Source organism: Achromobacter xylosoxidans, assembly GCF_002192695.1.
In the GTDB taxonomy this organism is placed as follows: domain Bacteria; phylum Pseudomonadota; class Gammaproteobacteria; order Burkholderiales; family Burkholderiaceae_B; genus Achromobacter; species Achromobacter xylosoxidans_C.
Genome location: NZ_MTLG01000104.1, coordinates 13612 through 33868 on the forward strand (window position 1 = coordinate 13612; position 20257 = coordinate 33868).

A 20257-nucleotide genomic window follows, 5' to 3' on the forward strand; every position below is an offset into this window, starting at 1 on the left:
CGGGGCCGCGCGTTCAGGCGGAGTCAGGCGAGGAATGGCGGGGCGCGGGACCCCAGCGGCGGACCTGGAGCGGTCGGCGCGGGCGGGGCATCGCTTGCGGGCGCGGGCAGCGCATGTAGGCCGACGGCCAACAGCAGGGGAGTGAGCGCGGGAGCCGGAGCGGGCGCTACGTGCGCCAGCAGGCCGAAGGGGCAGAGCGCGCCGGTGTCGGCGGTGTCGTGCCCGGCCGTGTTCTTGTCGCCGGGCGACAGCGCCAGCGTCAGCGTCGACAGATCGCCGGCGGCCGAGCAGAACGTAACGGCGAGCCGGCCGTCGTGCAGCGCCCGGGCGTCGGGCATGTAGCCCGCCGGCACCAGCGCGCGCAGCGCCAGGGCCAGGAGCGCCAGCCACAGCACGCCCCGCGCGCGCGCGGCGCGGCCTAGGTGCTGGAGGCGGGTGAGGCGGGACATGGCGGCATTCTATCCTGTGCCATCGGCGCCAGGCATCTGACGTCACCGCCCATGGCGCGCCAAAATCTTGGTACCCTTGAACGCACTCAAATCCCGACATCCCACTCAGTGCCCCAGGTTTCAGTGCTTTCCTCGTCCGCCCCGACCCTGTCCGTTCCCGTTTTGCCCGCCGCTGCCCGTCGGGCCTGGCCGTCCTTCCGCCTATGGATGTGCGTGCTGGCAGTGGCGCTGCTGGCTCTGCTGTCCGCCTGCGGCACCACCAAGGTCCAGCCCGGCTACTACCGCGTGCAGTCGGGCGACACGCTGACCCAGATCGCGCGCAAGCAGGGCACCAGCGTGAGCAATCTGGTGCGCTGGAACAATCTGTCGAATTCCAATGCCATCGAAGTCGGGCAATTGCTGCGGGTCGAGCCGCCGGCCGGGCAGGCCAGCACGTCCACCGCTCCCAGCAAGGCGCGCGGCAAGCCCGCGCCCTCGCCCAAGTCGTCAACCTCGACCGCCAAGCGCCGCACCGCCCCGCCGGGCGCGATCTCGCTGGTCTGGCCCGCCCAGGGCAAGGTCACGCGCGGCTACGACGGCTCGGGCTCCAACGGCATCGTCATCAGCAATTCCTCCGGCACGCCGGTGGTGGCCGCGGCGCAAGGCACGGTGGCCTATTCCGGCAGCGGCCTGCGCGGTTATGGCCACTTGGTCATCGTCAAGCACAACGCCAGTTTCCTGAGCATCTACGCTCACAACAGCAAGCTGCTGGTCAAGGAAGGCCAACGCGTCAGCCAGGGCCAGAAGATCGCCGAAATGGGCAGTAGCGACAGCAAGCAGGTGGGGCTGTATTTCGAGCTGCGCTACGACGGGCAGGCGGTCGATCCGGCGGGGTCCCTGCCGCCGAAGTAGGTGCTAGATGTGCACCAGTTGCTTGAGCGAATCCAGCTTCAGGATGCATAGCTCGCCGCGCCGGTCCGATATATAGCCCTGGCGCCGCCATTTGGCGAAGATCCTGCTCAGCGTTTCGGCGCGCATGCCCAGCTTGACCGCGATCTGCGAATGGCTCAGCGGCAGCACCACGGGCTGGCTGCCCTGCGGCTTGCCCGCGCGCAGGATGTATTCGGCCAGGCGCTCCTCGGCCGAACTCGACGTCAGCCAATCGATCTGGTCCGTGTGATGGCGTATCAGGTTGGCGCCATGCGCCATGACGCGGCAGGCGAAGCGCGCATCGTTCAGGCAGAGCTGGCGGAACGCCTCGCCATTGAGCAGGCAGCCGTTGCCGTCGGTGCGCGCACGCACGCCATGCAGGTGACGCGGCGCGGACTCGAACAGCGTGGACACGGACAGCCAGCCGCCCGGGCCGACATGGCCGAATACCTTGTCGTCGCCATCCACGGTGTAGCGCAAGCCCTGCAGCGATCCGGCGCAAACCAGCAGGCAGGAGGAGGCCGTCTGGCCTTCCGAGAAAATCGTGTCCCCCGCGTCGAACTCCAGCCAGCGGCTGCGGCCCGCCAGGGCGAGCAGGGCGGCATCGTCCACGCCATCGAACCAGGGATGCTGGCGCAGCGCCGCGATCAAGGGCGCGGATCGTGAATTGACAATAGTCATTTGGTCTGGGGGCTCGGGACTCTAGAATTAATGCGATTGATTCTTATTTGTGATCGTACCACTGTGCAGGCCGCCGTCCATGGCAGGCCTTTGCCGGGTAACCCGCTCCCACATGACCATCTCAGCACACTTCCGCACCGCCTTGGCGGCAGGGGTTCTCTTGTCGTCCGCCGCGAGTGCGGCGCCCATCGTGTTCCAGGACATGCTGGGCAATCCCGTGAGCCTGTCCGCGCCATCCCAACGGGCAGTGACCCTGCCCATGCCGGCCGGATCGCTGCTCATCTCGCTGGACGGGGGCGCCGAGCATCTGGCCGGCATGCATCCCAGCGCCTACGGGTTGATGAAGGATGGGCTGCTGGCGCGGATCTTTCCGGCCACGGCCCAGGTACGCACCGACATCACCCGGTCCGGTTTCGTGCCCAATGTGGAAACGCTGCTGCAGATCCAGCCCGACCTGGTGTGGCAGTGGGGGCACATGGGCGACGATCTGATCGCGCCCCTGCGCAATGCAGGCCTGCCGACCGCGGCGCTGGTGTATGGCACCGAAGACCGCACCCGCGAATGGATACGCCTGATGGGCCTGTCGCTGGGACAGGAGGCTCGCGCGCAGTCCCAGTTGCTCTGGCGGGATCAGGTGCGCGCGGGCATCCGCGCCATCACCGATGGCATCTCAACCGCCAAGCGGCCGGGGGTGCTGTACCTGTCGCGTTATGCGCCGCAGCTGCGCGCGGCTGGCGGCAACACCAGCTTCGAGGACGACATCACCCTGGCGGGCGGGCGCAACGTTTCGGCATCCATCGCCAGCGGCCAGACCGTGAACATCGAGCAGATCATGGCCTGGGCGCCTGACGTGATCCTGCTGAACAACTTTGAGCCGGGGTTGACGCCCGAAACCCTGTATGGCGACCCACTGTTTGCCGACATCCCCGCTGTGCGCGATCGCCGCGTCTACAAGGTGCCGATGGGCGGCTATCTGTGGGATCCCCCCAGCCAGGAATCGCCCTTGTACTGGCAGTGGCTGAGCATGTTGCTGCACCCGGAAAAATTCTCCTGGCCCTTGCGCGACAACATCGCGCGCGCCTACGGCGAACTCTATGGATATAAGCCCGCCGCCAGCGAGATCGACACGGTGCTGCGCCTGAAAATGAACGAGGGGGCCATGGGCTATGAACGCTTCCGTTGAAACGGCGCGCGCGTCGGCCGCCGGGACTCGCGCGCGTCCAGGGCTGTGGGCGTGGCCGTGGTTATTGATGGCGCTGGCGTTGCCCGTGTCCGTGTTGGCGGCGCTATGCGTCGGCCGCTACCCCCTGGCGTTGTCGCAGGTGTCCAGCGTGCTGGCCGGGCTCGCATTGCCGGACGGCCTCGCGAACTGGCTGCCGTCGGTCGGCGCCACGGAGCACCGCGTCGTCATGCAGGTGCGGCTGCCGCGCGTGCTGTTGGCGGTGCTGGCCGGATCCAGCCTGGCGATGTGCGGCGCGGCACTGCAAGGTGCTTTCCGCAATCCGCTGGTCGGGCCGCAGATCCTGGGCATTTCCTCGGGCGCGGCGTTTGGCGGCTGCGCGGCGATCCTGTTGTTCTCATCGCTGTGGGCAACGCTGGGCCTGGCGTTTGCCGGAGGCCTGTTGGCGGTGGCCGTGGTCTACCTGCTGGGCCGTGCCAACGGCCGCACGACCATCCTGATGCTGGTGCTGGCCGGTGTGGTGACCAGCGCCTTCTTTTCCGCGCTGATCTCGCTGACCACGTATTTCGCGGATCCGAATGACAGCCTGCCGGCCATTGTGTTCTGGCTGATGGGCAGCTTCGCCACCGCAACCTACGTCAAGCTGGCGGCTGCCGTGCCGCCCATCGTGGCCGGCATGGCGCTGCTGGTCGCGCTGCGTTTCCGCATCAACGTTCTGTCCTTGGGCGACGAGCAGGCCAGCGCCATGGGCATCGCCGTGGAGCCCTTGCGTTGGCTGCTGCTGGGCTGCGCCACGCTGGTGGTGTCGGCCAGCGTGGCCGTATCCGGCACGGTGGGCTGGGTGGGACTGGTGGTGCCGCACATCGCGCGCATGCTGGTCGGTCCGGACCACCGGGTGCTGCTGCCCGCCAGCGCCCTGATCGGCGGCACCTACATGGTGTGGGTGGATACCGTGGCCCGCAGCGCCACCAGTGCGGAGATTCCGCTGGGCGTGATCACCGCGCTCATCGGCGCGCCGCTGTTCGCATGGCTGTTGCGCCGCGCCCAGAGCCGGGGAGTGCAACATGCTTGAGCTTGCGCAATTGTCCGTGCAGGCCGGCGGCCGGCGCCTGCTGAGCGACCTGTCGTTGAGTTTGTCCGCCGGCCAGATCCTCGCCGTTCTGGGTCCCAACGGGCGCGGCAAGACCACGCTGCTGCGCACGATATTGGGGCTGAATCCTCCCGCCGCGGGCGCCGTGCGCCTGCAAGGCCACGCCGCCTATGTCCCGCAGCGCAGCGACACGCTCTACGCCTATGACGTGCTGACCATGGTCAGCATGGGGCGCGCGCGGCATCTGCGCTGGTACGCGGCGCCCGGCGCCCGTGACTGGAACATCGCCCGTGACTGCCTGGGGCAGGTCGGCCTGGCGCATCTGGCGGACCGCCCGTTCCACGCGTTGAGCGGGGGCGAGCAACAACTGGCCTGCATCGCGCGCGCCTTGGCCAGCGCCAGCCCCATCATCATCCTGGACGAGCCCGCGGCGGCCCTGGACCTGCGCAACCAGGACGTGGTGCTGTCGCTGCTGCGCCGGCTGGCGCGGGAACAGGGACTGGCGGTGGTTTTCACCACACACCAGCCGCAGCATGCGCAGCACATCGCCGATCAGACCCTGCTCATGCATGCCGGCGCTTGCGAAACCGGTCCCACCGCCAGCATGTGCGTGGACGACCGCCTGAGTCGCCTATACGGCCTGCCGGTGCGCGTAGCCACGCTGCGCGGCGAGTCCGGCGACATCCTCGGCGTAATCCCCGTCTTCCGTTGAATCATGAAAAACACGATTGCCTACCTGAACAACTGGAGCGGCGACGGTCCTGCCGCACTGACTGGCGGCGCCGCGCCGTGCGCTGCCAGCGTGCCGCTGTATCAACTGCATGAGCGCGATCTTTCCAGATTCCGAGCGTTGCTGGTCCCCGCGCACGCGGACCAGCGCTATCTGTTGCAGCAGGGCGCGCTACTGGAAGCCTATCTGGAATCGGGCGGCACAATGGTCTTCAACGGCCATGTTGCCTATCCCTTCCTGCGCTGGCTCGCACCGTTCGTGCCGGGATCCGGCGCAGGCATCGCCGGCCTGCGGGTGCATCGCGCCGCGCCTCATCCGCTCTTTGACGGCGTGGATCCCGAACACCTGACGTTCCGCCGCGGCGTGGCGGGTTTTTATGCCCGCGGCAGCAATCCCGCGCCGGCCGGCGCGTTGGTCCTCAACACGCTGGGACCTGATGCCCAGGCCATCGACTGGGTCCTGGCCCTGCCGGGTGGCGGGAGGCTGCTGGTGCATTCCGGCAATGACCTGTGGATGTATGCCGGCAGCGCCGACAGCGCGGGCCGCATTGTCCCGCAACTGTTCGCCTGGCTGCAGGGAGACGCGGCATGACCGCAGGACGCACCCCCGTGATCGCGGCGCTGGACGCCGGCACCTATTACCACCATCGCACGTTCCGCACGCCGGAGCTGATGCCGCATATCGACCGGACGATATACATCCGCGACCTGAGCGCAGCCGCGCTGCGGGACTGCGATGCGCTGATCGTGTCCTGCCGCAGCAATCCGGATCTGCTGACGCCGCACCGGGAACTCTGGCGCCGCTTCCTGGCTGCGGGCAAGACCCTGGTCGCCATGGGCGAAACGCATTCCGAACGCTGGCTGGACGGCGTGCGCTGGACCCCGTCCGAAGTGAACTTCTGGTGGTGGAAGGAGCCGGGCGCCGACTCCGGCCTGCGCCTTGCGGCGCCCGAGCATCCGCTGTTCCGCTATCTGACGCTGGCCGACGCCACCTGGCATCAGCATGGCTCCTTCGAGCCGCCGCCGGGCGCGCTGTCCCTGATCGACAAGGCCGGCGCGGGATCGGTGCTGTACGAAGACCGGCGCAGCACGCCGGGCCGCCTGATCGTGACCTCGCTGGACCCGATGTATCACCACGGCAGCTATTTCATGCCGGCGTCCAGCCGTTTCCTGCGCGGATTCCTGCCTTGGCTGAGGGATTCCACGCCTGCCGCCGATCAGGACATGGCTTCCGCCTGACGCGGCGCGGCTCTCCGCGCCCATTCCGATTTTGCCCCCTCTCTTGTGTGCATGTATGCAACGCTCCTATCTGTATGTTCCCTTGGTCGGCGCCGGACTGCTGACCGCCGCCATGGCCGCGCCCAGCGCCGCCGCCAACATTCCGCAACTGCCGTCGATCCAGGTCACCGCCGAAGACCAGCCCGATGACGGCCGCCTGCGGCCGATGGGGGCGACACCGCCCGCGGCCTCGATCGACCACACTGTCACGCAGGCGGTCAGCGTGGTCGACAGCCAGGACATCGACCGCCTGAACACGATGAGCACGCTGGACCTGCTGGGCCGCGTGCCCAACGCCACCATCAGCCGCAGCGGCGGCATTGCAGGCACGTTGTTCCTGCGCGGGCTGAACACCAACGACATGCGGGTGCCGATGTTCATCGATGGCGACCGCTTCCGCGGCCGCAATACGCTGCAGTTCATGCTCATCAGCCCGACCGAGATCGAACAGGTCGAAGTGGTGCGCGGGCCGAATTCCTCGCGCTTCGGCAGCGACGGCCTGGGCGGGCTGGTCAATTTCGTGACCAAGCGGGCGCATGGCAACCTGAGCCAGCCCTTCGGCCTGAACGGCGGCGAAGCTTCGGTCACGTACAACACCAACGGCGACGGCGTGCAGAGCAACGTGGCGCTGGAAGGCGCGGGCGATGGCTTCGACCTGCGCGTCTACGCCACCGGGCGCCGTGCCAGCAATTACGACAGCGCGGCGGGCGAAGTGCCGAACAGCGACTTCCGCGGCGCGGGCGGGGGCATCGTGCTGGGCTACATGCCTGATGCGCGCCAGCGCATCGAGGCCAGCGCGCGCGTGGCCTATGTCAAGGACGGCGCGGCCGGCACCGTGCCTCCCTACCCATTGAGCTACAGCCGCCGCGATCCGCTCAAGGTCAAGCAGGGCAGGCTGGCCTACAGCGGCGAGTTCGACGGCGCCATCAGCGCGCTCAAGGCCAGCGTCTATGTGAACGAGTTCGGCACCGTCATGGCTACGCACAACCAGACCAATCCGGCGCGCGTGGTCGACGCGCGCAACAACGTGATCGGTCCCGTCGTGTGGGGCGGCAGCGTGGCCGCGACGGTGCCTTGGGCCGACACCAACACGACCTTTGGCCTGGACTTCATGCATGAGCGCCGTCCGGGATCGGAATCGCGCAGCGATATCACGGTGCGGCGTCCGAACGGAACCACCACGACCACCAGCACGCCCTACGTCAAGACCGGGCCGGACCAGTACCAGACCAACGTCGGCGCGTTCCTGACCACGGAATGGAAACCCGCTGCCAAATGGACCGTTACCGCTGGCGGCCGCTTCGACTGGTTCAAGTCCGACGTGGGCTTGGAACCCTTGCCCTCGCCCAATCTGCTGCCGGCCTTCCGCGCGGCCCAGAACACGACAGAAACCGCCACCACCGGCAGCCTGGGGCTGTCCTATCGCGCCACCGAAGTGGTCGAACTGCTGGGCAGCGTGGGCAGTTCGTTCCGCATGCCGTGGACCTCGGAAATGTTCAGCAGCGGCTATACCGGAACCAGCTACACCATTCCCAATCCGGGCTTGAAGCCGGAACGCGGCGTCACCGTGGAAGCCGGCACCCGGCTGCACTTCGAGCAGGCCACGGTCGGCCTGACCGCGTTCCGCAGCAACTACAGCGACTTCCTGGAGAACGTCACCACCACCTATGAAGGCCTGCCCGCCACGCAGCGCCGCAACGTGGGCAAGGCTCGGATCCAGGGCCTGGAGCTGGATTGGCGCTGGCAGCTGAGCCGCGAGGTCAACCTGTACGGCAACGCCAGCTACCTGCACGGCACCAACCGCACGACGGACACGCCGCTGCAATCGATCGCGCCCTTCAGCGGCCTGGTCGGCCTGCAATACATGAGCCCCAATGAAGCCTATGCCTTGAGCGGCGAACTGCAATGGGCCAAGGGCCAGAGCCGCTATGCGGAACGCGCGGAGTATCCGGCGGCGGGCTTCGGCGTCGTGAATCTCTACGCCCAGTTCCAGCTGGATCGCCTGGGGCTGCCGCAGGCTGGCAATACCCAGGTCGTGCTGGGCGTGAACAACCTGTTCGACCGCGCCTACCGCACGGCGGCGACCGCATCCAACGTGGCCTACGCCATGACCGATCTGAATCCGCTGCTGGAACCCGGCCGCAGTTTCAGCCTGACGCTGCGCACGCGCTTCTGAATCCGCCTGTCCATCCGGACGCGCCCCGGTGCGTCCTTCAACCCTGACCTACCCTGCGCCAGCGGGCCGCCACGGTGGCGCCCCGCGACCACGCATGACACGGAGACATTCCATGACTACCCCTGAACAACGCGCTTCCTCCTTGATCGTGACGGCCGAGGAAGGGCCGCTGCCCATCTGTTTCGACGCGGTCCAGGCCTATCATGGCCATGGCGCGCTTGCCATGCTGGCGCTGACCTTCCAGGGCCTGCGCGGCGCGCTGCCGAAGCTGGAGCAGGACGGCTCGCCGGTGCCGCGCAAGGAGTTGTCCGTCATCAGCGGACACCCCGGTCCGGGCGTGCGCGACGCGTTCGAATTCGTCACGCGCGCCGTCACGCGCGGCTGCTACGCGGTGGACTTGACGCTGCCCGAAGCGCGCTACAGCCGCGGCGCGGACAAGTCGTACAGCTTTCATCTGCGTCGCGGCGCGCGCAGCGTCCAGGGCGTGTTGCGCCCGGGCGTGCTGCCGCCGGAGTTCTTTGACCTGCTGGGAAATCCCGCGCCGGACGCCCAGCGCGTTCATGCCGAACTGCGGCGCGACATTGCCGCGCGGGTCATTGCTGCCGAGCCTGCAACGCTGTTCGACTTTCGGGTAACGGACGGTCAGGGCTGAGGCGGCACGGACGGGGGGCGTCCCCACCGGCTCCAGCCGTCCTACAGCGCGGCTTCCTGCGTCAGCGTCGAGATGAACGCCGCCGTGCGCGGGTCCGCCGGCTGGCTGAACAGCGTGCGCGAATCGCCGGATTCGACCACCGTGCCGTCCAGCAGGAACACCACCTCGCGCGATACGCTGGCCGCCAGGCGCAGGTCGTGGGTGGCCATCAACATGGTCATGCCTTCGGCCGCGAGCTGGCGCAGCACATCCACCACTTCGGCGGCCAGGCCCGGATCCAGCGCCGAGGTCGGCTCGTCGCACAGCAGCACGCGCGGCGCGGGCGCCAGCGCGCGGGCGATGGCCACGCGCTGCTGCTGGCCGCCCGACAGGTTGGCGGGCCAGGCGTCGCGCTTTTCCAGCATGCCGACCTTGCGCAGCAGTTCCTCGGCGCGGGCGCGCGCGCGGTCCAGCGGCCACTTCTGCACGGTCAGCAGGCCTTCCATGACATTGCCGATCACGGTCTGGTGCGGGAACAGCTGGAAGTTCTGGAACACCATGCCGGTCTGCTTGCGCACGCGCTGCACCTGGTCGCGCGAGAGCTTGCGGCCGGGCTCGAAATGCACCGTTTCCGGCCCGATCTCCAGCGTGCCTCGATCCGGCACTTCCAGCAGGTTCACACAGCGCAGCAAGGTGCTCTTGCCGCTGCCGGACGGGCCGATCAGGGCGGTGACGCTGCCTTCGGCGATGCTCACGTCCACTTGCTTGAGCACGGGATTGCCGCCGAACGCCTTTTCTATCTTTTCCAGGCGGATCATCGGTTTTTCTCGTTAAAGACCGCGTGCTGGCCGAAACGCCGTTCCAGGCGCACCTGCGCGGCGGACAGCACGGAGCTGAACACCAGGTAGATCAGCGCCGCCTCGGTGTACAGGATCAGCGGTTCATAGGTGACGGCGGCGATGCGCTGCGCGGCCTGGAAGATCTCGGGCACGGTCAGCACCGCCGCCAGCGAGGTGTCCTTGACCAGCGCGATGAAGGAATTGGACAGGGGCGGCACCGCCACCCGCGCCGCCTGCGGCAGGATGGTCCGGCGCAGCGCCTGTGCGCGCGTCATGCTCAGGGAGTACGCCGCTTCCCACTGGCCCTTGGTGATGGACTCGATGGCGCCGCGTATCACTTCCGAGTTGTACGCGCCCACGTTGAGGGTGAAGCCGATCAGCGCGGCCGGCAGCGGATCCAGCACGATGCCGACGCTGGGCAGGCCGTAGAAGATCACGAACAGCTGCACCAGCAGCGGCGTGCCGCGGATCAGCCAGACATAGAAGCGCACCACGGCCACCAGCGGCGCCGGGCCGAACAGCCGGATCAGCGCCACCACGAAGGCCAGCGCCAGGCCCAGCGCGAACGACATCAGCGTCAGCGGAACCGTGAACATCAGCCCCGCGTGCAGCAGCGGCCAGAACGAGTCCAGCATCAGCTGCACCCAGGCAGGCACCGCCAAGTTGCCGAGTTGCGCCAGCAGCCAGTCGGGCAGGACGGATTGCAGCCAGGGGGGTAGCGTCATGTGCGCTCCGCTCGCTTATTGCGCCGACAGGTCCGTGCCGAAATACTTGACCGAGATGGTCTTGTAGGTGCCGTCCGCCTTGATGTCGGCCAGCGCCTTGTTGATGGCGGCCTGCAGCTCGGGGTTGCCCTTGCGGATCAGCACGCCCGAATTGCTGAATTCGGCGGTCTTGTCGGTGGCGGCGATCTTTACCTTGGCATTGGGCTTCTGCTTCTTGAAGTCCAGGAACGACAGGTTGTCGTTCACCGTGGCCTCGACCCGGCCCGAGGTCAGCAGGTCGATGGCTTCATTGAAGCCCTGCACCGCGATCACTTCCGCGCCGTGCTTCTGCGCCAGCTTGCCGAAGTTGCTGGTCAGCGTGTTGGCGGACTTCTTGCCCTTCAGGTCGTCGAAGGACTTGATGCTGGTGTTGTCGTCACGCACGATCAGCACGGCGGCCGACGAGATGTAGGGATCCGAGAAATCGTACTTGGCGCGGCGCGCGTCGGTGATGCCGACCTGGTTGATCACGGCGTCGTAGCGCTTGGCGTCCAGGCCGGCGATCAGGCCGTCCCATTTGCCTTCGACGAATTGCGCCTTGACGCCCAGGCGTTCGGCGATGGCGCGGCCGATGTCCACGTCAAACCCGGTAAGCTGGCCGGATGCGTCGTGGAAAGTGAAGGGGGCGTAGGTGCCTTCGGTGCCGATCTTGAACACGCCGGCGGATTTGATCTGGTCCAGTCCGGATTGGGCATGGGCCGCGGACAAGGCGGCGACCTGGACGAGGCCGGCGACGAACAGCGTACGGAAGAGTTTCATGGCGGTGCTCCACGGATGGCAGATATCTCGGTGGAGAGCATCCGTGCCTGCAATGCCCTCCGGCGTAGCCGCACTCTAACAACGCGTCTATTTTTCCACAAAGCATAAGGAATAGTAAAAATATAGCTGCAAGTCATATGGCGATACCCATGCCCTGGCGCGAAACTGCCGGGGTTCATCCAGGCAGGACTTCGATGGAGATCGGTGTGGAACAGCAATGGAACAGGCGGGCTTTCATGATGGCGGCCGCTGGCGCGGCAGCAGCAAGTGCAATGCCCGCCCAGGCCGCGGACGGTACGCGGCTGATGCCGGGCAGCGGCAGCATCACGCAGGTGGCGGGCTTGCGGGTGGGGCACTACACCGATACGCGCCGGCCCACGGGCTGTACGGTCATCATCGCCGAGGCCGGCGCGACCGCCGGGGTCGACGTGCGCGGCGCGGCGCCGGGCACGCGCGAGACCGACCTGCTCAATCCCGTCAACATGGTGGAGAAAGTGCATGCCGTGGTGCTGTCCGGCGGCAGCGCCTTCGGCCTGGATGCGGCCTCGGGCGTCATGCGCTATCTGGAGGAAAAGAAGATCGGCTTCGACGTGGGCGTGGCGCACGTGCCCATCGTGCCTTCGGCCATCCTGTTCGACCTGGGCGTGGGCGACGCCTCGATCCGCCCGGACGCGGCCGCGGGCTACCAGGCCTGCAAGTCGGCCACGGACGCCGCGCCGCAGGAGGGCAACGTGGGCGCGGGCGCGGGCGCGACGGTGGGCAAGCTGTACGGCCCCAAGCGCGCCATGAAGGGCGGCATCGGCAGCGCCTCGCTGACCGTGGCGGGCGTGACGGTGGGCGCCATCGTCGCGGTCAACGCGGTGGGCGACGTGGTGGACCCGGCCACGGGGCGCATCCTGGCCGGCGCGCGCACCGCGGACGGCAAGATGCTGCTGGACACCCGCGCCGCGATCCTGGCGGGCGACCTGCCCAAGTCCATGCGCCCGGGCACCGCCACCACCATAGGGCTGGTTGCCACCGACGCCAAGCTCACCAAGGCGCAGGCGCAGAAGATCGCCGGCATGGCGCACGATGGCCTGGCCCGCACCATCAATCCCATCCACACCATGCTGGACGGCGACACCATTTTCGCGCTGGGCACGGGCACGTCCGGCAAGCCGGGCAACGTCATGCTGCTGGGCGTGATGGCGGCCGAGGCGATGGCGATCGCCGTGCAGCGCGCCATTCTTTCGGCGCGCGCGCTGGAAGGCTATCCGGCGGCGGTGGATTTCGTCGCCTGAAGGCTGCGCGTCCTGACCTTCGCCTGTCACACAAGGGCGCCATCATGGGGGGCGCCGGCGCGTGGCTGGCGGGCGGAGGGCGTGCATGTACAAGGGCGAACGATTCAACGGCGCGACCCACCTGGCCGGCCTGGCGCTGGCCGTGGCCGCTTCGGGCGCCCTGATCGCCCGCGCCGCCGAACTCAAGGTGGACACGCGGCAGGTCGTCGCCTGCGCCGTGTTCGCCGCGTCGATGATTGCCGTCTATGCCTCTTCGGTGCTGTTCCATTGTTCGCGCGGCCGCCGCAAGGCCTGGTGGGCCAAGGCCGACCATTGCGCGATCTACCTGCTGATCGCCGGCACCTACACGCCGCTGGCCTACGGGCCGGTGGAGCATGGCTGGGGCGCGGCCATGGGTGTGGCGATCTGGGTGCTGGCGGCGGTCGGCATCAGCCGCGAGCTGTGGTGGGCGCGCGGCGCGGCGCCGGCCCTGCCGCTGTATCTGGCCATGGGCTGGCTGGGCGTGATGTTCGCCGCGCCGATCGCGGGCGCCTTGTCCGCGGCCGGACTGGCCTGGCTGCTGGCGGGCGCGGCCATCTATACCGCCGGCACGCTGTTCTACGCCAACGACCAGCGCTGGCCGCACGCCCACGGCATCTGGCACCTGTTCGTCATGGGCGGCACGGCCTGCCATTTCGTGACCGTGTTCGGCTTCCTGAGGCTGAGCCCGGCCTGAGCGGGGTTTCAGCGGGACGCTAGCGCCAGCTTGCCAGCGGCAGCATGCCGCCGCGGTTCTTCACTTTGCGCATGACGATATGCGAGGACAGGTTCCGTACGCCCGGGATCTTGCTGAGCTTGTCTTCGACGAACTGCGAGAACGCCTTCAGATTGCGCGTGCACACCGTCAGGATGTAGTTGGAGGCGCCCGTCACGATGCTGGCCTCGGTGATCTCGTCATGCAGGGCGATGCCGGCCAGGAATTCCTCGTGCCAGCCCGGACGCGACTGGTCCAGCGACACATGGACGATGGCCTCCAGCTCGAAACCCAGCTTTTCCGCGTCCAGCACGGCGCGATAGTTGCGGATCAGTCCGCTTTCTTCCAGCGCGCGCACCCGCCGCAGGCAGGCCGAAGGCGACAGCGCCACCTGCTCGGCCAGGTCCTGGTTGCTGAGGTGGCCGTCTTCCTGCAGCCGGTAAAGAATGCGCTGGTCTATGGCGTCGATCTGCATGGTGCAATCAAATTCCGAAAATATTGATTATGTGCAATCCAATGCGGAAACATAGGGTATTCCGCGCCTGATTTTGCAATTTATCAGCCCGATCGCGCTGATAGTATGTATCCAGAATATAGCCCTTTGGAGCAGAAAATGAACACCCGCGACGCCTGCGTCAACGCCGACCGCCTGGACCCCCTGGCGCCCCTCAAAGACCGTTTCGACCTGCCGCCGGGCGTCCTCTACCTGGACGGCAATTCCTTGGGCGTGATGCCCAAGGCCGCCGCCGCCCGCGCCGCCGCCGTGATCGGCCAGGAATGGGGCTCGGGCCTGATCCGCAGCTGGAACACCGCCGGCTGGTTCGAACTGCCCGCCCGCCTGGGCGACAAGCTGGGCCGCCTGCTGGGCGCGCGCGAAGGCGAGCTGGTCGTGACCGACACGACCTCGCTGAACATCTTCAAGGCGCTGGCCGCCGCCCTGCGCATCCAGCAGCACCAGCACCCCAAGCGCCGCGTCATCCTGTCCGAGCGCGACAACTTCCCCACCGATCTCTACATGATCCAGGGCATGATCGACCTGCTGCAGCAGGGCTACGAAATGCGCCTGATCGACGACGAACTGCCGCTGGAAAAGGCGCTGGACGAGTCCGTGGCGGTGATGCTGCTGTCGCACGTGAATTACCGCAGCGGCCAGATGCACGACATGGCCGCCGTGACCGCGCTGGCGCATGAGCGCGGCGCGCTGGCCATCTGGGACCTGGCGCACGCCGCGGGCGCGGTGCCGGTGGACCTGAACGGCGCCGACACCGACTTCGCCGTGGGTTGCACCTATAAATACCTGAATGGCGGCCCCGGTTCGCCCGCCTTCATCTGGGTGGCGCCGCGCCACACCAAGGACTTCTGGCAGCCGCTGTCCGGCTGGTGGGGCCACACGCGGCCGTTCGACATGGCCGTGGCCTACGAGCCGGCCGGCGGCGTGCGCCGCTATCTGTGCGGCACCCAGCCCATCGTGTCGCTGTCGCTGGTGGAATGCGGCCTGGACGTGGCGCATGCCGCCGACATGGCCGAGGTGCGCAAGAAATCGCTGGCCCTGGGCGACCTGTTCATCGCGCTGGTCGAAGAACGTTGCGCCGGCCATCCGCTTACGCTGGTGACGCCGCGCAAGCATGCCGACCGCGGCAGCCATGTCAGCTTCCGCCATCCCAACGGCTTCGAGGTGATGCAGGCGCTGATCGCGCGCGGCGTGATCGGCGACTACCGCGAGCCCGAGGTGCTGCGCTTCGGCCTGACGCCGCTGTACTTCGGCTATGCCGACGTCTGGGACGCCGTCGACATCCTGACGGACGTGCTGGACACGCGTTCCTGGGACAAGCCGGAATTCAAGCATCGCGCCGCCGTGACCTGAGCGCCGCAACACAACCCCATTGCGCGGGCCAAACCGGCCCTACATCCATAAAGAGAGCGCAGGACCTGGAGGAGACAATGCAACAACAAAAAGGATTCGGCCAGATCGCCGAACGCGAGCAAGGCCTGAAGCGGCGGCTGACGTCGGGGCAGATGAGCATGATTGCCATCGGCGGCGCCATCGGCACGGGCCTGTTCCTGGGCAGCAAGTTCGCCATCGGCTTTGCCGGACCCAGCGTGATCATCAGCTACGCCATCGGCGGCCTGATCACGCTGCTGCTGATGGGATGCCTGGCGGAAATGACGGTGGCGCATTCCACCTCGGGCTCGTTCGGCGCCTATGCCGAGCACTACGTCGGCCCGCTGGCGGGCTTTCTGGTGCGCTATGCGTACTGGTCCTGCGTGGTGCTGGCGGTAGGCACCGAGGTCACGGCCGTGGCGGAATACATGAAATTCTGGTTCCCGGACGTGCCCGGCTGGCAGTGGGTCTGCCTGTTCTCGGCGGCGCTGATCTTCATCAACGCCATGAGCGTCAAGACCTTCGGCACGGTCGAATACTGGTTCTCCACGATCAAGATCACCGCCATCGTGGCCTTCATCATCCTGGGCGCCTACGTGGTCTGGGGCAATCCGCAGTACGGCACGGCGCTGTACACCTCGCACGGCGGGTTCTTCCCGAATGGCGTCTGGGGCATGTGGATCGCCGTGGTCATCTCGATCTTCAGCTACCTCAGCGTGGAGATGATCGCGGTGGCGGCGGGCGAGGCCGAAGACCCCGAGCGCGCGGTCAAGCAGGCGTTCCGCGCCACCATCGTCCGGCTGGTGGTGTTCTACCTGCTGACGCTGGCGCTGATCCTGGCCATCGTGCCCTGGGACGAGGCCGGCAAGGGCGGCAGTCCCTTCGTCAAGGTGATGCAGGCGCTCGAGATTCCGGGCGCGGCGGGCGTCATCAACTTCATCGTGCTGGTGGCGGCGCTGTCGGCTATGAACAGCCAGCTGTACATCACCACGCGCATGATGTTCAGCCTGTCGCGCGCCGGCCATGCGCCGTCCGCGTTCGGCAAACTGACCCGCAACGGCACGCCCTTGAACGCGCTGCTGCTGTCGACCAGCGGCATCGCCATCGCGGCGGTGTTGAACGTGCTGTACCCCGAGACCTCGTTCACGCTGATGATGGCGATTTCGATGTTCGGCGCGTTGTTCACCTGGATGATGATCTTCGTGACCCACTACTGCTTTCGGCGCCGCTGGGCGCGCGAAGGCGGCGGCAAGCTGTCGTTCCGCATGCCGGGCTTTCCGGTGCTGACCCTGCTGGGCGCGGGCGCGATGCTGGCCATCCTGGCCACCACCTACTTCACCAGCGTCTTCAAGATGACGCTGGTGTTCGGTGTGCCGTTCCTGCTGGTGCTGGCCGTGCTGTACCAGCTGCTGTTCCGCCGCCGCGGCGAAAGCGTGGCGCTGACCCCGCGCGATCAGCGTTCCTGATACTGCAGCGCGCCCGGTTCAGCCACGGGCCCGAGGCCAGCGCCTCAGGCCCGTATTCCATGGCCGCGCTTCAAGCGCTGGCCATGGCGGGCGCCGGTTGCTGCTCGGCCTGTTCCTGCGGCGCCGGCGCGAACACGCGCAGCCGGTGTCCATCGGGGTCCAGCGCCACGAAGGTCCGGCCGAAGTCCATGTCGGTGGGCGCCTGCAGGATGGGCAGGCCGCGCAGGCTCCAGTCCAGGTGGCGGCGGTCCAGCGCTTGCGCGTCGGGTACGGTGAAGGCGAGCTCGGTCGCGCCGCCGCGGCCGGCGGCGGCAGGCTCCACGGTATAGCGCGACCACAAGCCCAGCATCAGGCCGGAATCCAGCCTGAACAGGGCAAACGTGGGGGAGCTTTCGACGGGCGGGCGCTGCAGCAGGGCGCTGTAGAACGCGGCGCTGGCGGCGGGCTTCTCGACGTAGAAAATCACGAAATTAGTGTCTGACATGATGCGCTCCAGGTGATTGACGCGCTCATCTTAGACAGGGGTGCTGTCAGTTTTTGGCAGTAGCTTTCAGCCGCGTTTTCAGCCGCAATTCTTGGGCGTGCGATCGATCGCGCGCCACTCCTTCAGCAGCGCATGGCGGCGCTTGGGATAGCGCTCACCGGGCGTCAGCGTGGCGATGCGGTCGGTGCGGAAATGGCGGAAATCCTGGCGCAGTTCGCACCACGCCATGACGATGCGCACGCTGTCGAAAAAACCCAGCGCGAACGGCCAGATCACCCGCGCGGAATCGGCGCCCTTGTCGTCGCGGTAGGTGATGTCGATCTTCTGTTCGCAGCGTATGGCGTGGCGGATCAGCGACAGGTCCACGCGGTCCACCACCTGCATCGCGCTGGGGCCGACCAGCAGCGGGATCGCGTCCAGCCCGTCGCGCATTTCCGCCGGCAGCACCGCGCCGATCTTGGCCAGCGCGTTGCTCGCGGCCTGCGCCAGCCGGGGGTCGGCGCGGTCCGCCACCCAGCGGGTGCCCAGCACCAGCGCCTCGATCTCCTCGGTGCTGAACATCAGCGGCGGCAGCATGAAACCGGGCCGCAGCACATAGCCCACACCTGGCTCGCCCTCGATCTCGGCGCCCTGCGATTGCAGGGTGGCGATGTCGCGGTATAGCGTGCGGATGCTGACGCCGAGGTCGGCGGCCAATTGGCGGCCGCTGACGGGGCGGCGATGGCAGCGCAAGGTCTGCATCAGGCCCAGGAGGCGTTCGGTGCGGGACATGGGGACGGGCGGGGATGGCGGATCCATAATGCTGCCACGAAATGGCAGCAGGCGGGGCCCCGTCCGCGGCGAGATGTCAGCCCGGCGGCAGGGCCATCAGCCAGTCGTGCACGCGCGCGGCCAGGTCCAGGCTGTTGCGGTCCATCATCAGCATGTGCGAATTGCCGGCAATGCCCAGTTCGGGCAGCGACAGCAGGGTGACGCAAGCGTGCCGCCGCGCGAAATCGCGCACCCGCTCGCGCATGCGCGGCCAGCGCGGGTCCGTATCCATGTTGTCGCCCATGAGGATCAGCGTGGGCGTGCGATAGCCGGCGTCCAGCTGCGGGATGCTGGCCGGCTCCAGCGCCACCACGGCGCGTACCAGGTCGGGTCGGGCGGAGGCGGCGCGGATGCCGAATACGCCCGCCTGCGAATGGCAGATGACGATCATGCGGCCGACCCGCTCCAGCAAGGCCAGATAGCCGCGCAGGACGGCGGCGTCGGTATGCACCCAGCGCGGCACCATCTGCGCGGCCAGCTCGCCGAAGGCTTGCACCGGGAACTGCGTGTTGCCATAGGCGCTGCCGGGGCCGGGGCGGGCGCCCGGGCGGCCGATGCGAAAGCGCGTGTAGCAGTCTTCCTGCGCCTGCACGATGGGGCCTTCGGGCCAGATCTCTGGAACCGGCGCGTAGCCCGAGCGGCCGCGTTCCACGGCATCGCAGAGATAGGCGTCCCAGCCGCGGCGCAGAAAGGCATGGAGCCAGCCCTGGCGGCCGTCGGGCGTGGTCTCCCAGGCCGCGCCGGTCATGCCGCCACCGTGCCAGAAGGTCAGGGGCGGGCGGCCGCTGGCCGGTTCGGCCAGGAAATACTGCGCGTACATCTGCTCGACGCGGTAGGTGCCGTTGGGGTCCAGCGCAACGGGCTGGCCGCCCTCGGCCATGACCACCTCGCGCCGCGGCAGGCCCGACAGGCTCACCTCGCGCCCGCCGACATGGAAGGCGCCCATGTCGCGCAGCCGGATCGGCGCGAGCGCGTCGGATGCGGCGCCGCCGGGTTCGTCCGCCATCATTCCGCCCGGATGTGGTTGGCCTGGATCACGTCCTTCCAGCGCGCGGTCTCGGCCAGCACGAAGTCGCCCAGCGCCTGGCGCGGGCCGGCGGCGGTTTCCACGCCCAGTTCGCGCATCTTGGCGGCGACCTCGGGCGCCTGCAGGGCGTCGTTGAGGGCGCCGTGCAGCGCGGCCAGCGTGGCGTCCGGCGTGCCGGCCGGCGCCATGATGCCGAACCAGGGCGTGATCAGGAAATCGGCCACGCCGGCCTCGGCGAAGGTCGGCACGTCCGGAATCGCCGGCGCGCGCTTGGCGCTGGCCACGGCCAGGGCCCGCAGCTTGCCCGCGCGGATGTTCGCCAGCGAGGCCGGCAGATTGTCGAAGTACATGTCGACCTGGCCGCCCAGCAGGTCGGCCGCGACCTGCCCGGCGCCCTTGTAGGGGATGTGCGCCACGTCGATGCCGGTGCGCAGCTTCAGCAGTTCGGTGGCCAGGTGGGCCGAGCCGCCCACGCCCGACGAGGCCGAGTTCAGCTTGCCCGGATGGGCGCGGGCGTAGGCCAGCAGCTCGGCCACGGTCTGCGCCGGCACCTTGGGATTGACGACCAGCACGCTGGGCACCGTGCCGACCATGGCGACGGGCGCGAAGTCCTTGACGATGTCGTAGGGGGCGGGCTGGTAGAGCGAGGGCGCGACCGTGCAGCCGAAGGCGCACATCAGCAGCGTATAGCCGTCGGGCGCGGCGCGCGCCACGGCCTGCGCGCCGATGTTGCCGCCGGCGCCAGCGCGGTTTTCCACGATCAGGGGCTGGCCCAGGCGCTTGGCCAGGCTGTCGCTGAGGATGCGGGCCAGGATGTCGGGCGTGCCGCCAGCGGGGAAGGGCACCACCAAGGTCACGGGACGTTCGGGGAAGGCGGCAGCGGACGGTTGGGCGGCGCCCAGCAGCAGCGCCGAGCCGGTCAGCACGGCCGCCATCCAGCGGCGGGGGGAAGCGCGCCAGCGCGCGGCGGTCGGGCCCAAGGGGTTCATTGCAGCAGTCTCCGGAAAGTCGGGTCGGGTGCGGATGGCCCCGATCTGCCGCGGACTGTAGCCAAGCCCGGGCGCCTTGCCCAATGCCGGTTGCGCAAGCC

General features: G+C 68.0%; 22 protein-coding genes. 12 read left to right on the plus strand and 10 right to left on the minus strand.

What is annotated here, in order from left to right:
* Window positions 1–23 precede the first annotated feature (23 nt).
* Entirely contained in the window at window positions 24–449 is a 426-nt protein-coding gene (locus tag BRO63_RS24625; RefSeq protein ID WP_088142310.1) for a DUF2946 family protein, read from the minus strand.
* A 207-nt stretch (window positions 450–656) separates the two neighbouring features.
* Here BRO63_RS24625 and BRO63_RS24630 point away from each other — a divergent pair, with 207 nt between their 5' ends.
* The gene (locus BRO63_RS24630) at window positions 657–1340 is read left to right on the plus strand and encodes a M23 family metallopeptidase (protein WP_088142311.1); all 684 of its coding nucleotides are present in this window, start codon (window positions 657–659) and stop codon (window positions 1338–1340) included.
* 3 nt (window positions 1341–1343) lie between these two features.
* On the opposite strand, the gene BRO63_RS24635 is transcribed toward BRO63_RS24630, so the two are convergent.
* Window positions 1344–2039: a Crp/Fnr family transcriptional regulator gene (locus BRO63_RS24635; protein ID WP_179215206.1), complete on the minus strand. Its 696-nt coding sequence runs from the start codon at window positions 2037–2039 to the stop codon at window positions 1344–1346.
* A gap of 112 nt (window positions 2040–2151) precedes the next feature.
* On the opposite strand from BRO63_RS24635, the gene BRO63_RS24640 reads away from it, so the two are divergent.
* The 7 genes from BRO63_RS24640 to BRO63_RS24670 all read left to right on the plus strand — a co-directional run bounded on the left by BRO63_RS24640 (window position 2152) and on the right by BRO63_RS24670 (window position 9144).
* Window positions 2152–3222: an ABC transporter substrate-binding protein gene (locus tag BRO63_RS24640; protein ID WP_088142312.1), complete on the plus strand. Its 1071-nt coding sequence runs from the start codon at window positions 2152–2154 to the stop codon at window positions 3220–3222.
* The gene (locus BRO63_RS24645; protein WP_256942876.1) at window positions 3206–4291 is read left to right on the plus strand and encodes a FecCD family ABC transporter permease; all 1086 of its coding nucleotides are present in this window, start codon (window positions 3206–3208) and stop codon (window positions 4289–4291) included. The genes BRO63_RS24640 and BRO63_RS24645 overlap by 17 nt, the downstream gene beginning before the upstream one ends.
* A complete protein-coding gene (locus BRO63_RS24650; protein ID WP_088142314.1) occupies window positions 4284–5021 on the plus strand; it encodes an ABC transporter ATP-binding protein in 738 nt (245 codons plus the stop codon). The genes BRO63_RS24645 and BRO63_RS24650 overlap by 8 nt, the downstream gene beginning before the upstream one ends.
* A gap of 3 nt (window positions 5022–5024) precedes the next feature.
* On the plus strand, window positions 5025–5630 hold the full coding sequence (locus BRO63_RS24655) for a hypothetical protein (RefSeq protein WP_088142315.1): 606 nt from the start codon (window positions 5025–5027) through the stop codon (window positions 5628–5630).
* On the plus strand, window positions 5627–6277 hold the full coding sequence (locus tag BRO63_RS24660; protein WP_088142316.1) for a hypothetical protein: 651 nt from the start codon (window positions 5627–5629) through the stop codon (window positions 6275–6277). The genes BRO63_RS24655 and BRO63_RS24660 overlap by 4 nt, the downstream gene beginning before the upstream one ends.
* Before the next feature lie 55 nt (window positions 6278–6332).
* Window positions 6333–8492: a TonB-dependent receptor gene (locus BRO63_RS24665; protein ID WP_088142317.1), complete on the plus strand. Its 2160-nt coding sequence runs from the start codon at window positions 6333–6335 to the stop codon at window positions 8490–8492.
* A 112-nt stretch (window positions 8493–8604) separates the two neighbouring features.
* Window positions 8605–9144 carry a hypothetical protein gene (locus BRO63_RS24670; protein ID WP_088142318.1) on the plus strand — a complete coding sequence of 180 codons (540 nt, stop codon included), beginning with the start codon at window positions 8605–8607 and terminating at the stop codon, window positions 9142–9144.
* A gap of 41 nt (window positions 9145–9185) precedes the next feature.
* On the opposite strand, the gene BRO63_RS24675 is transcribed toward BRO63_RS24670, so the two are convergent.
* The 3 genes from BRO63_RS24675 to BRO63_RS24685 all read right to left on the minus strand — a co-directional run bounded on the left by BRO63_RS24675 (window position 9186) and on the right by BRO63_RS24685 (window position 11485).
* The gene (locus BRO63_RS24675) at window positions 9186–9941 is read right to left on the minus strand and encodes an amino acid ABC transporter ATP-binding protein (RefSeq protein WP_059377700.1); all 756 of its coding nucleotides are present in this window, start codon (window positions 9939–9941) and stop codon (window positions 9186–9188) included.
* Window positions 9938–10618 (minus strand): ABC transporter permease subunit, encoded by a 681-nt coding sequence (locus BRO63_RS24680; RefSeq protein ID WP_088142407.1) that lies wholly within the window; start codon window positions 10616–10618, stop codon window positions 9938–9940. Before BRO63_RS24680 ends, BRO63_RS24675 begins: the two co-directional genes overlap by 4 nt.
* Window positions 10619–10702: 84 nt before the next feature.
* Entirely contained in the window at window positions 10703–11485 is a 783-nt protein-coding gene (locus BRO63_RS24685) for an amino acid ABC transporter substrate-binding protein (RefSeq protein ID WP_059377702.1), read from the minus strand.
* 194 nt (window positions 11486–11679) lie between these two features.
* Between BRO63_RS24685 and BRO63_RS24690 the strand changes: the two genes are divergently transcribed.
* A complete protein-coding gene (locus tag BRO63_RS24690) occupies window positions 11680–12765 on the plus strand; it encodes a P1 family peptidase (RefSeq protein WP_179215210.1) in 1086 nt (361 codons plus the stop codon).
* 85 nt (window positions 12766–12850) lie between these two features.
* Window positions 12851–13480, plus strand: a complete 630-nt coding sequence (gene trhA, locus BRO63_RS24695; protein ID WP_088142319.1) for a PAQR family membrane homeostasis protein TrhA — start codon at window positions 12851–12853, stop codon at window positions 13478–13480.
* Between the two features lie 19 nt (window positions 13481–13499).
* On the opposite strand, the gene BRO63_RS24700 is transcribed toward trhA, so the two are convergent.
* Window positions 13500–13973: an Lrp/AsnC family transcriptional regulator gene (locus BRO63_RS24700; protein WP_088142320.1), complete on the minus strand. Its 474-nt coding sequence runs from the start codon at window positions 13971–13973 to the stop codon at window positions 13500–13502.
* A gap of 138 nt (window positions 13974–14111) precedes the next feature.
* Between BRO63_RS24700 and kynU the strand changes: the two genes are divergently transcribed.
* Window positions 14112–15362, plus strand: a complete 1251-nt coding sequence (kynU, locus tag BRO63_RS24705; RefSeq protein ID WP_088142321.1) for a kynureninase — start codon at window positions 14112–14114, stop codon at window positions 15360–15362.
* Between the two features lie 77 nt (window positions 15363–15439).
* Window positions 15440–16846, plus strand: coding sequence for an amino acid permease (locus BRO63_RS24710; protein ID WP_088142322.1), 1407 nt, complete (start codon window positions 15440–15442; stop codon window positions 16844–16846).
* A 70-nt stretch (window positions 16847–16916) separates the two neighbouring features.
* Here BRO63_RS24710 and BRO63_RS24715 read toward each other — a convergent pair whose 3' ends face one another.
* From BRO63_RS24715 to BRO63_RS24730, 4 genes are all read right to left on the minus strand, one after another.
* Complete coding sequence (locus BRO63_RS24715; protein WP_088142323.1) at window positions 16917–17330, minus strand: VOC family protein; 414 nt, start codon at window positions 17328–17330, stop codon at window positions 16917–16919.
* Window positions 17331–17408: 78 nt separating this feature from the next.
* Entirely contained in the window at window positions 17409–18101 is a 693-nt protein-coding gene (locus tag BRO63_RS24720; RefSeq protein ID WP_088142324.1) for a helix-turn-helix transcriptional regulator, read from the minus strand.
* 76 nt (window positions 18102–18177) lie between these two features.
* Entirely contained in the window at window positions 18178–19146 is a 969-nt protein-coding gene (locus BRO63_RS24725) for a hypothetical protein (RefSeq protein ID WP_256943402.1), read from the minus strand.
* Window positions 19146–20156 carry a Bug family tripartite tricarboxylate transporter substrate binding protein gene (locus tag BRO63_RS24730; RefSeq protein WP_088142326.1) on the minus strand — a complete coding sequence of 337 codons (1011 nt, stop codon included), beginning with the start codon at window positions 20154–20156 and terminating at the stop codon, window positions 19146–19148. Before BRO63_RS24730 ends, BRO63_RS24725 begins: the two co-directional genes overlap by 1 nt.
* Between the last annotated feature and the right edge of the window lie 101 nt (window positions 20157–20257).

Excerpts from the sequence above, each read along its gene's own strand:
- BRO63_RS24670 (WP_088142318.1), top strand. The coding sequence starts at position 8,605 with ATGACTACCCCTGAACAACGCGCTTCCTCCTTGATCGTGACGGCCGAG.
- BRO63_RS24685 (WP_059377702.1), bottom strand. The coding sequence starts at position 11,485 with ATGAAACTCTTCCGTACGCTGTTCGTCGCCGGCCTCGTCCAGGTCGCC.
- BRO63_RS24665 (WP_088142317.1), top strand. The coding sequence starts at position 6,333 with ATGCAACGCTCCTATCTGTATGTTCCCTTGGTCGGCGCCGGACTGCTG.
- kynU (WP_088142321.1), top strand. The coding sequence starts at position 14,112 with ATGAACACCCGCGACGCCTGCGTCAACGCCGACCGCCTGGACCCCCTG.
- BRO63_RS24660 (WP_088142316.1), top strand. The coding sequence starts at position 5,627 with ATGACCGCAGGACGCACCCCCGTGATCGCGGCGCTGGACGCCGGCACC.
- BRO63_RS24690 (WP_179215210.1), top strand. The coding sequence starts at position 11,680 with ATGGAGATCGGTGTGGAACAGCAATGGAACAGGCGGGCTTTCATGATG.
- BRO63_RS24640 (WP_088142312.1), top strand. The coding sequence starts at position 2,152 with ATGACCATCTCAGCACACTTCCGCACCGCCTTGGCGGCAGGGGTTCTC.
- BRO63_RS24715 (WP_088142323.1), bottom strand. The coding sequence starts at position 17,330 with ATGTCAGACACTAATTTCGTGATTTTCTACGTCGAGAAGCCCGCCGCC.
- BRO63_RS24630 (WP_088142311.1), top strand. The coding sequence starts at position 657 with ATGTGCGTGCTGGCAGTGGCGCTGCTGGCTCTGCTGTCCGCCTGCGGC.
- BRO63_RS24655 (WP_088142315.1), top strand. The coding sequence starts at position 5,025 with ATGAAAAACACGATTGCCTACCTGAACAACTGGAGCGGCGACGGTCCT.
- BRO63_RS24725 (WP_256943402.1), bottom strand. The coding sequence starts at position 19,146 with ATGGCGGACGAACCCGGCGGCGCCGCATCCGACGCGCTCGCGCCGATC.
- trhA (WP_088142319.1), top strand. The coding sequence starts at position 12,851 with ATGTACAAGGGCGAACGATTCAACGGCGCGACCCACCTGGCCGGCCTG.
- BRO63_RS24645 (WP_256942876.1), top strand. The coding sequence starts at position 3,206 with ATGAACGCTTCCGTTGAAACGGCGCGCGCGTCGGCCGCCGGGACTCGC.
- BRO63_RS24710 (WP_088142322.1), top strand. The coding sequence starts at position 15,440 with ATGCAACAACAAAAAGGATTCGGCCAGATCGCCGAACGCGAGCAAGGC.
- BRO63_RS24675 (WP_059377700.1), bottom strand. The coding sequence starts at position 9,941 with ATGATCCGCCTGGAAAAGATAGAAAAGGCGTTCGGCGGCAATCCCGTG.
- BRO63_RS24730 (WP_088142326.1), bottom strand. The coding sequence starts at position 20,156 with ATGAACCCCTTGGGCCCGACCGCCGCGCGCTGGCGCGCTTCCCCCCGC.
- BRO63_RS24625 (WP_088142310.1), bottom strand. The coding sequence starts at position 449 with ATGTCCCGCCTCACCCGCCTCCAGCACCTAGGCCGCGCCGCGCGCGCG.
- BRO63_RS24720 (WP_088142324.1), bottom strand. The coding sequence starts at position 18,101 with ATGTCCCGCACCGAACGCCTCCTGGGCCTGATGCAGACCTTGCGCTGC.
- BRO63_RS24650 (WP_088142314.1), top strand. The coding sequence starts at position 4,284 with ATGCTTGAGCTTGCGCAATTGTCCGTGCAGGCCGGCGGCCGGCGCCTG.
- BRO63_RS24700 (WP_088142320.1), bottom strand. The coding sequence starts at position 13,973 with ATGCAGATCGACGCCATAGACCAGCGCATTCTTTACCGGCTGCAGGAA.
- BRO63_RS24635 (WP_179215206.1), bottom strand. The coding sequence starts at position 2,039 with ATGACTATTGTCAATTCACGATCCGCGCCCTTGATCGCGGCGCTGCGC.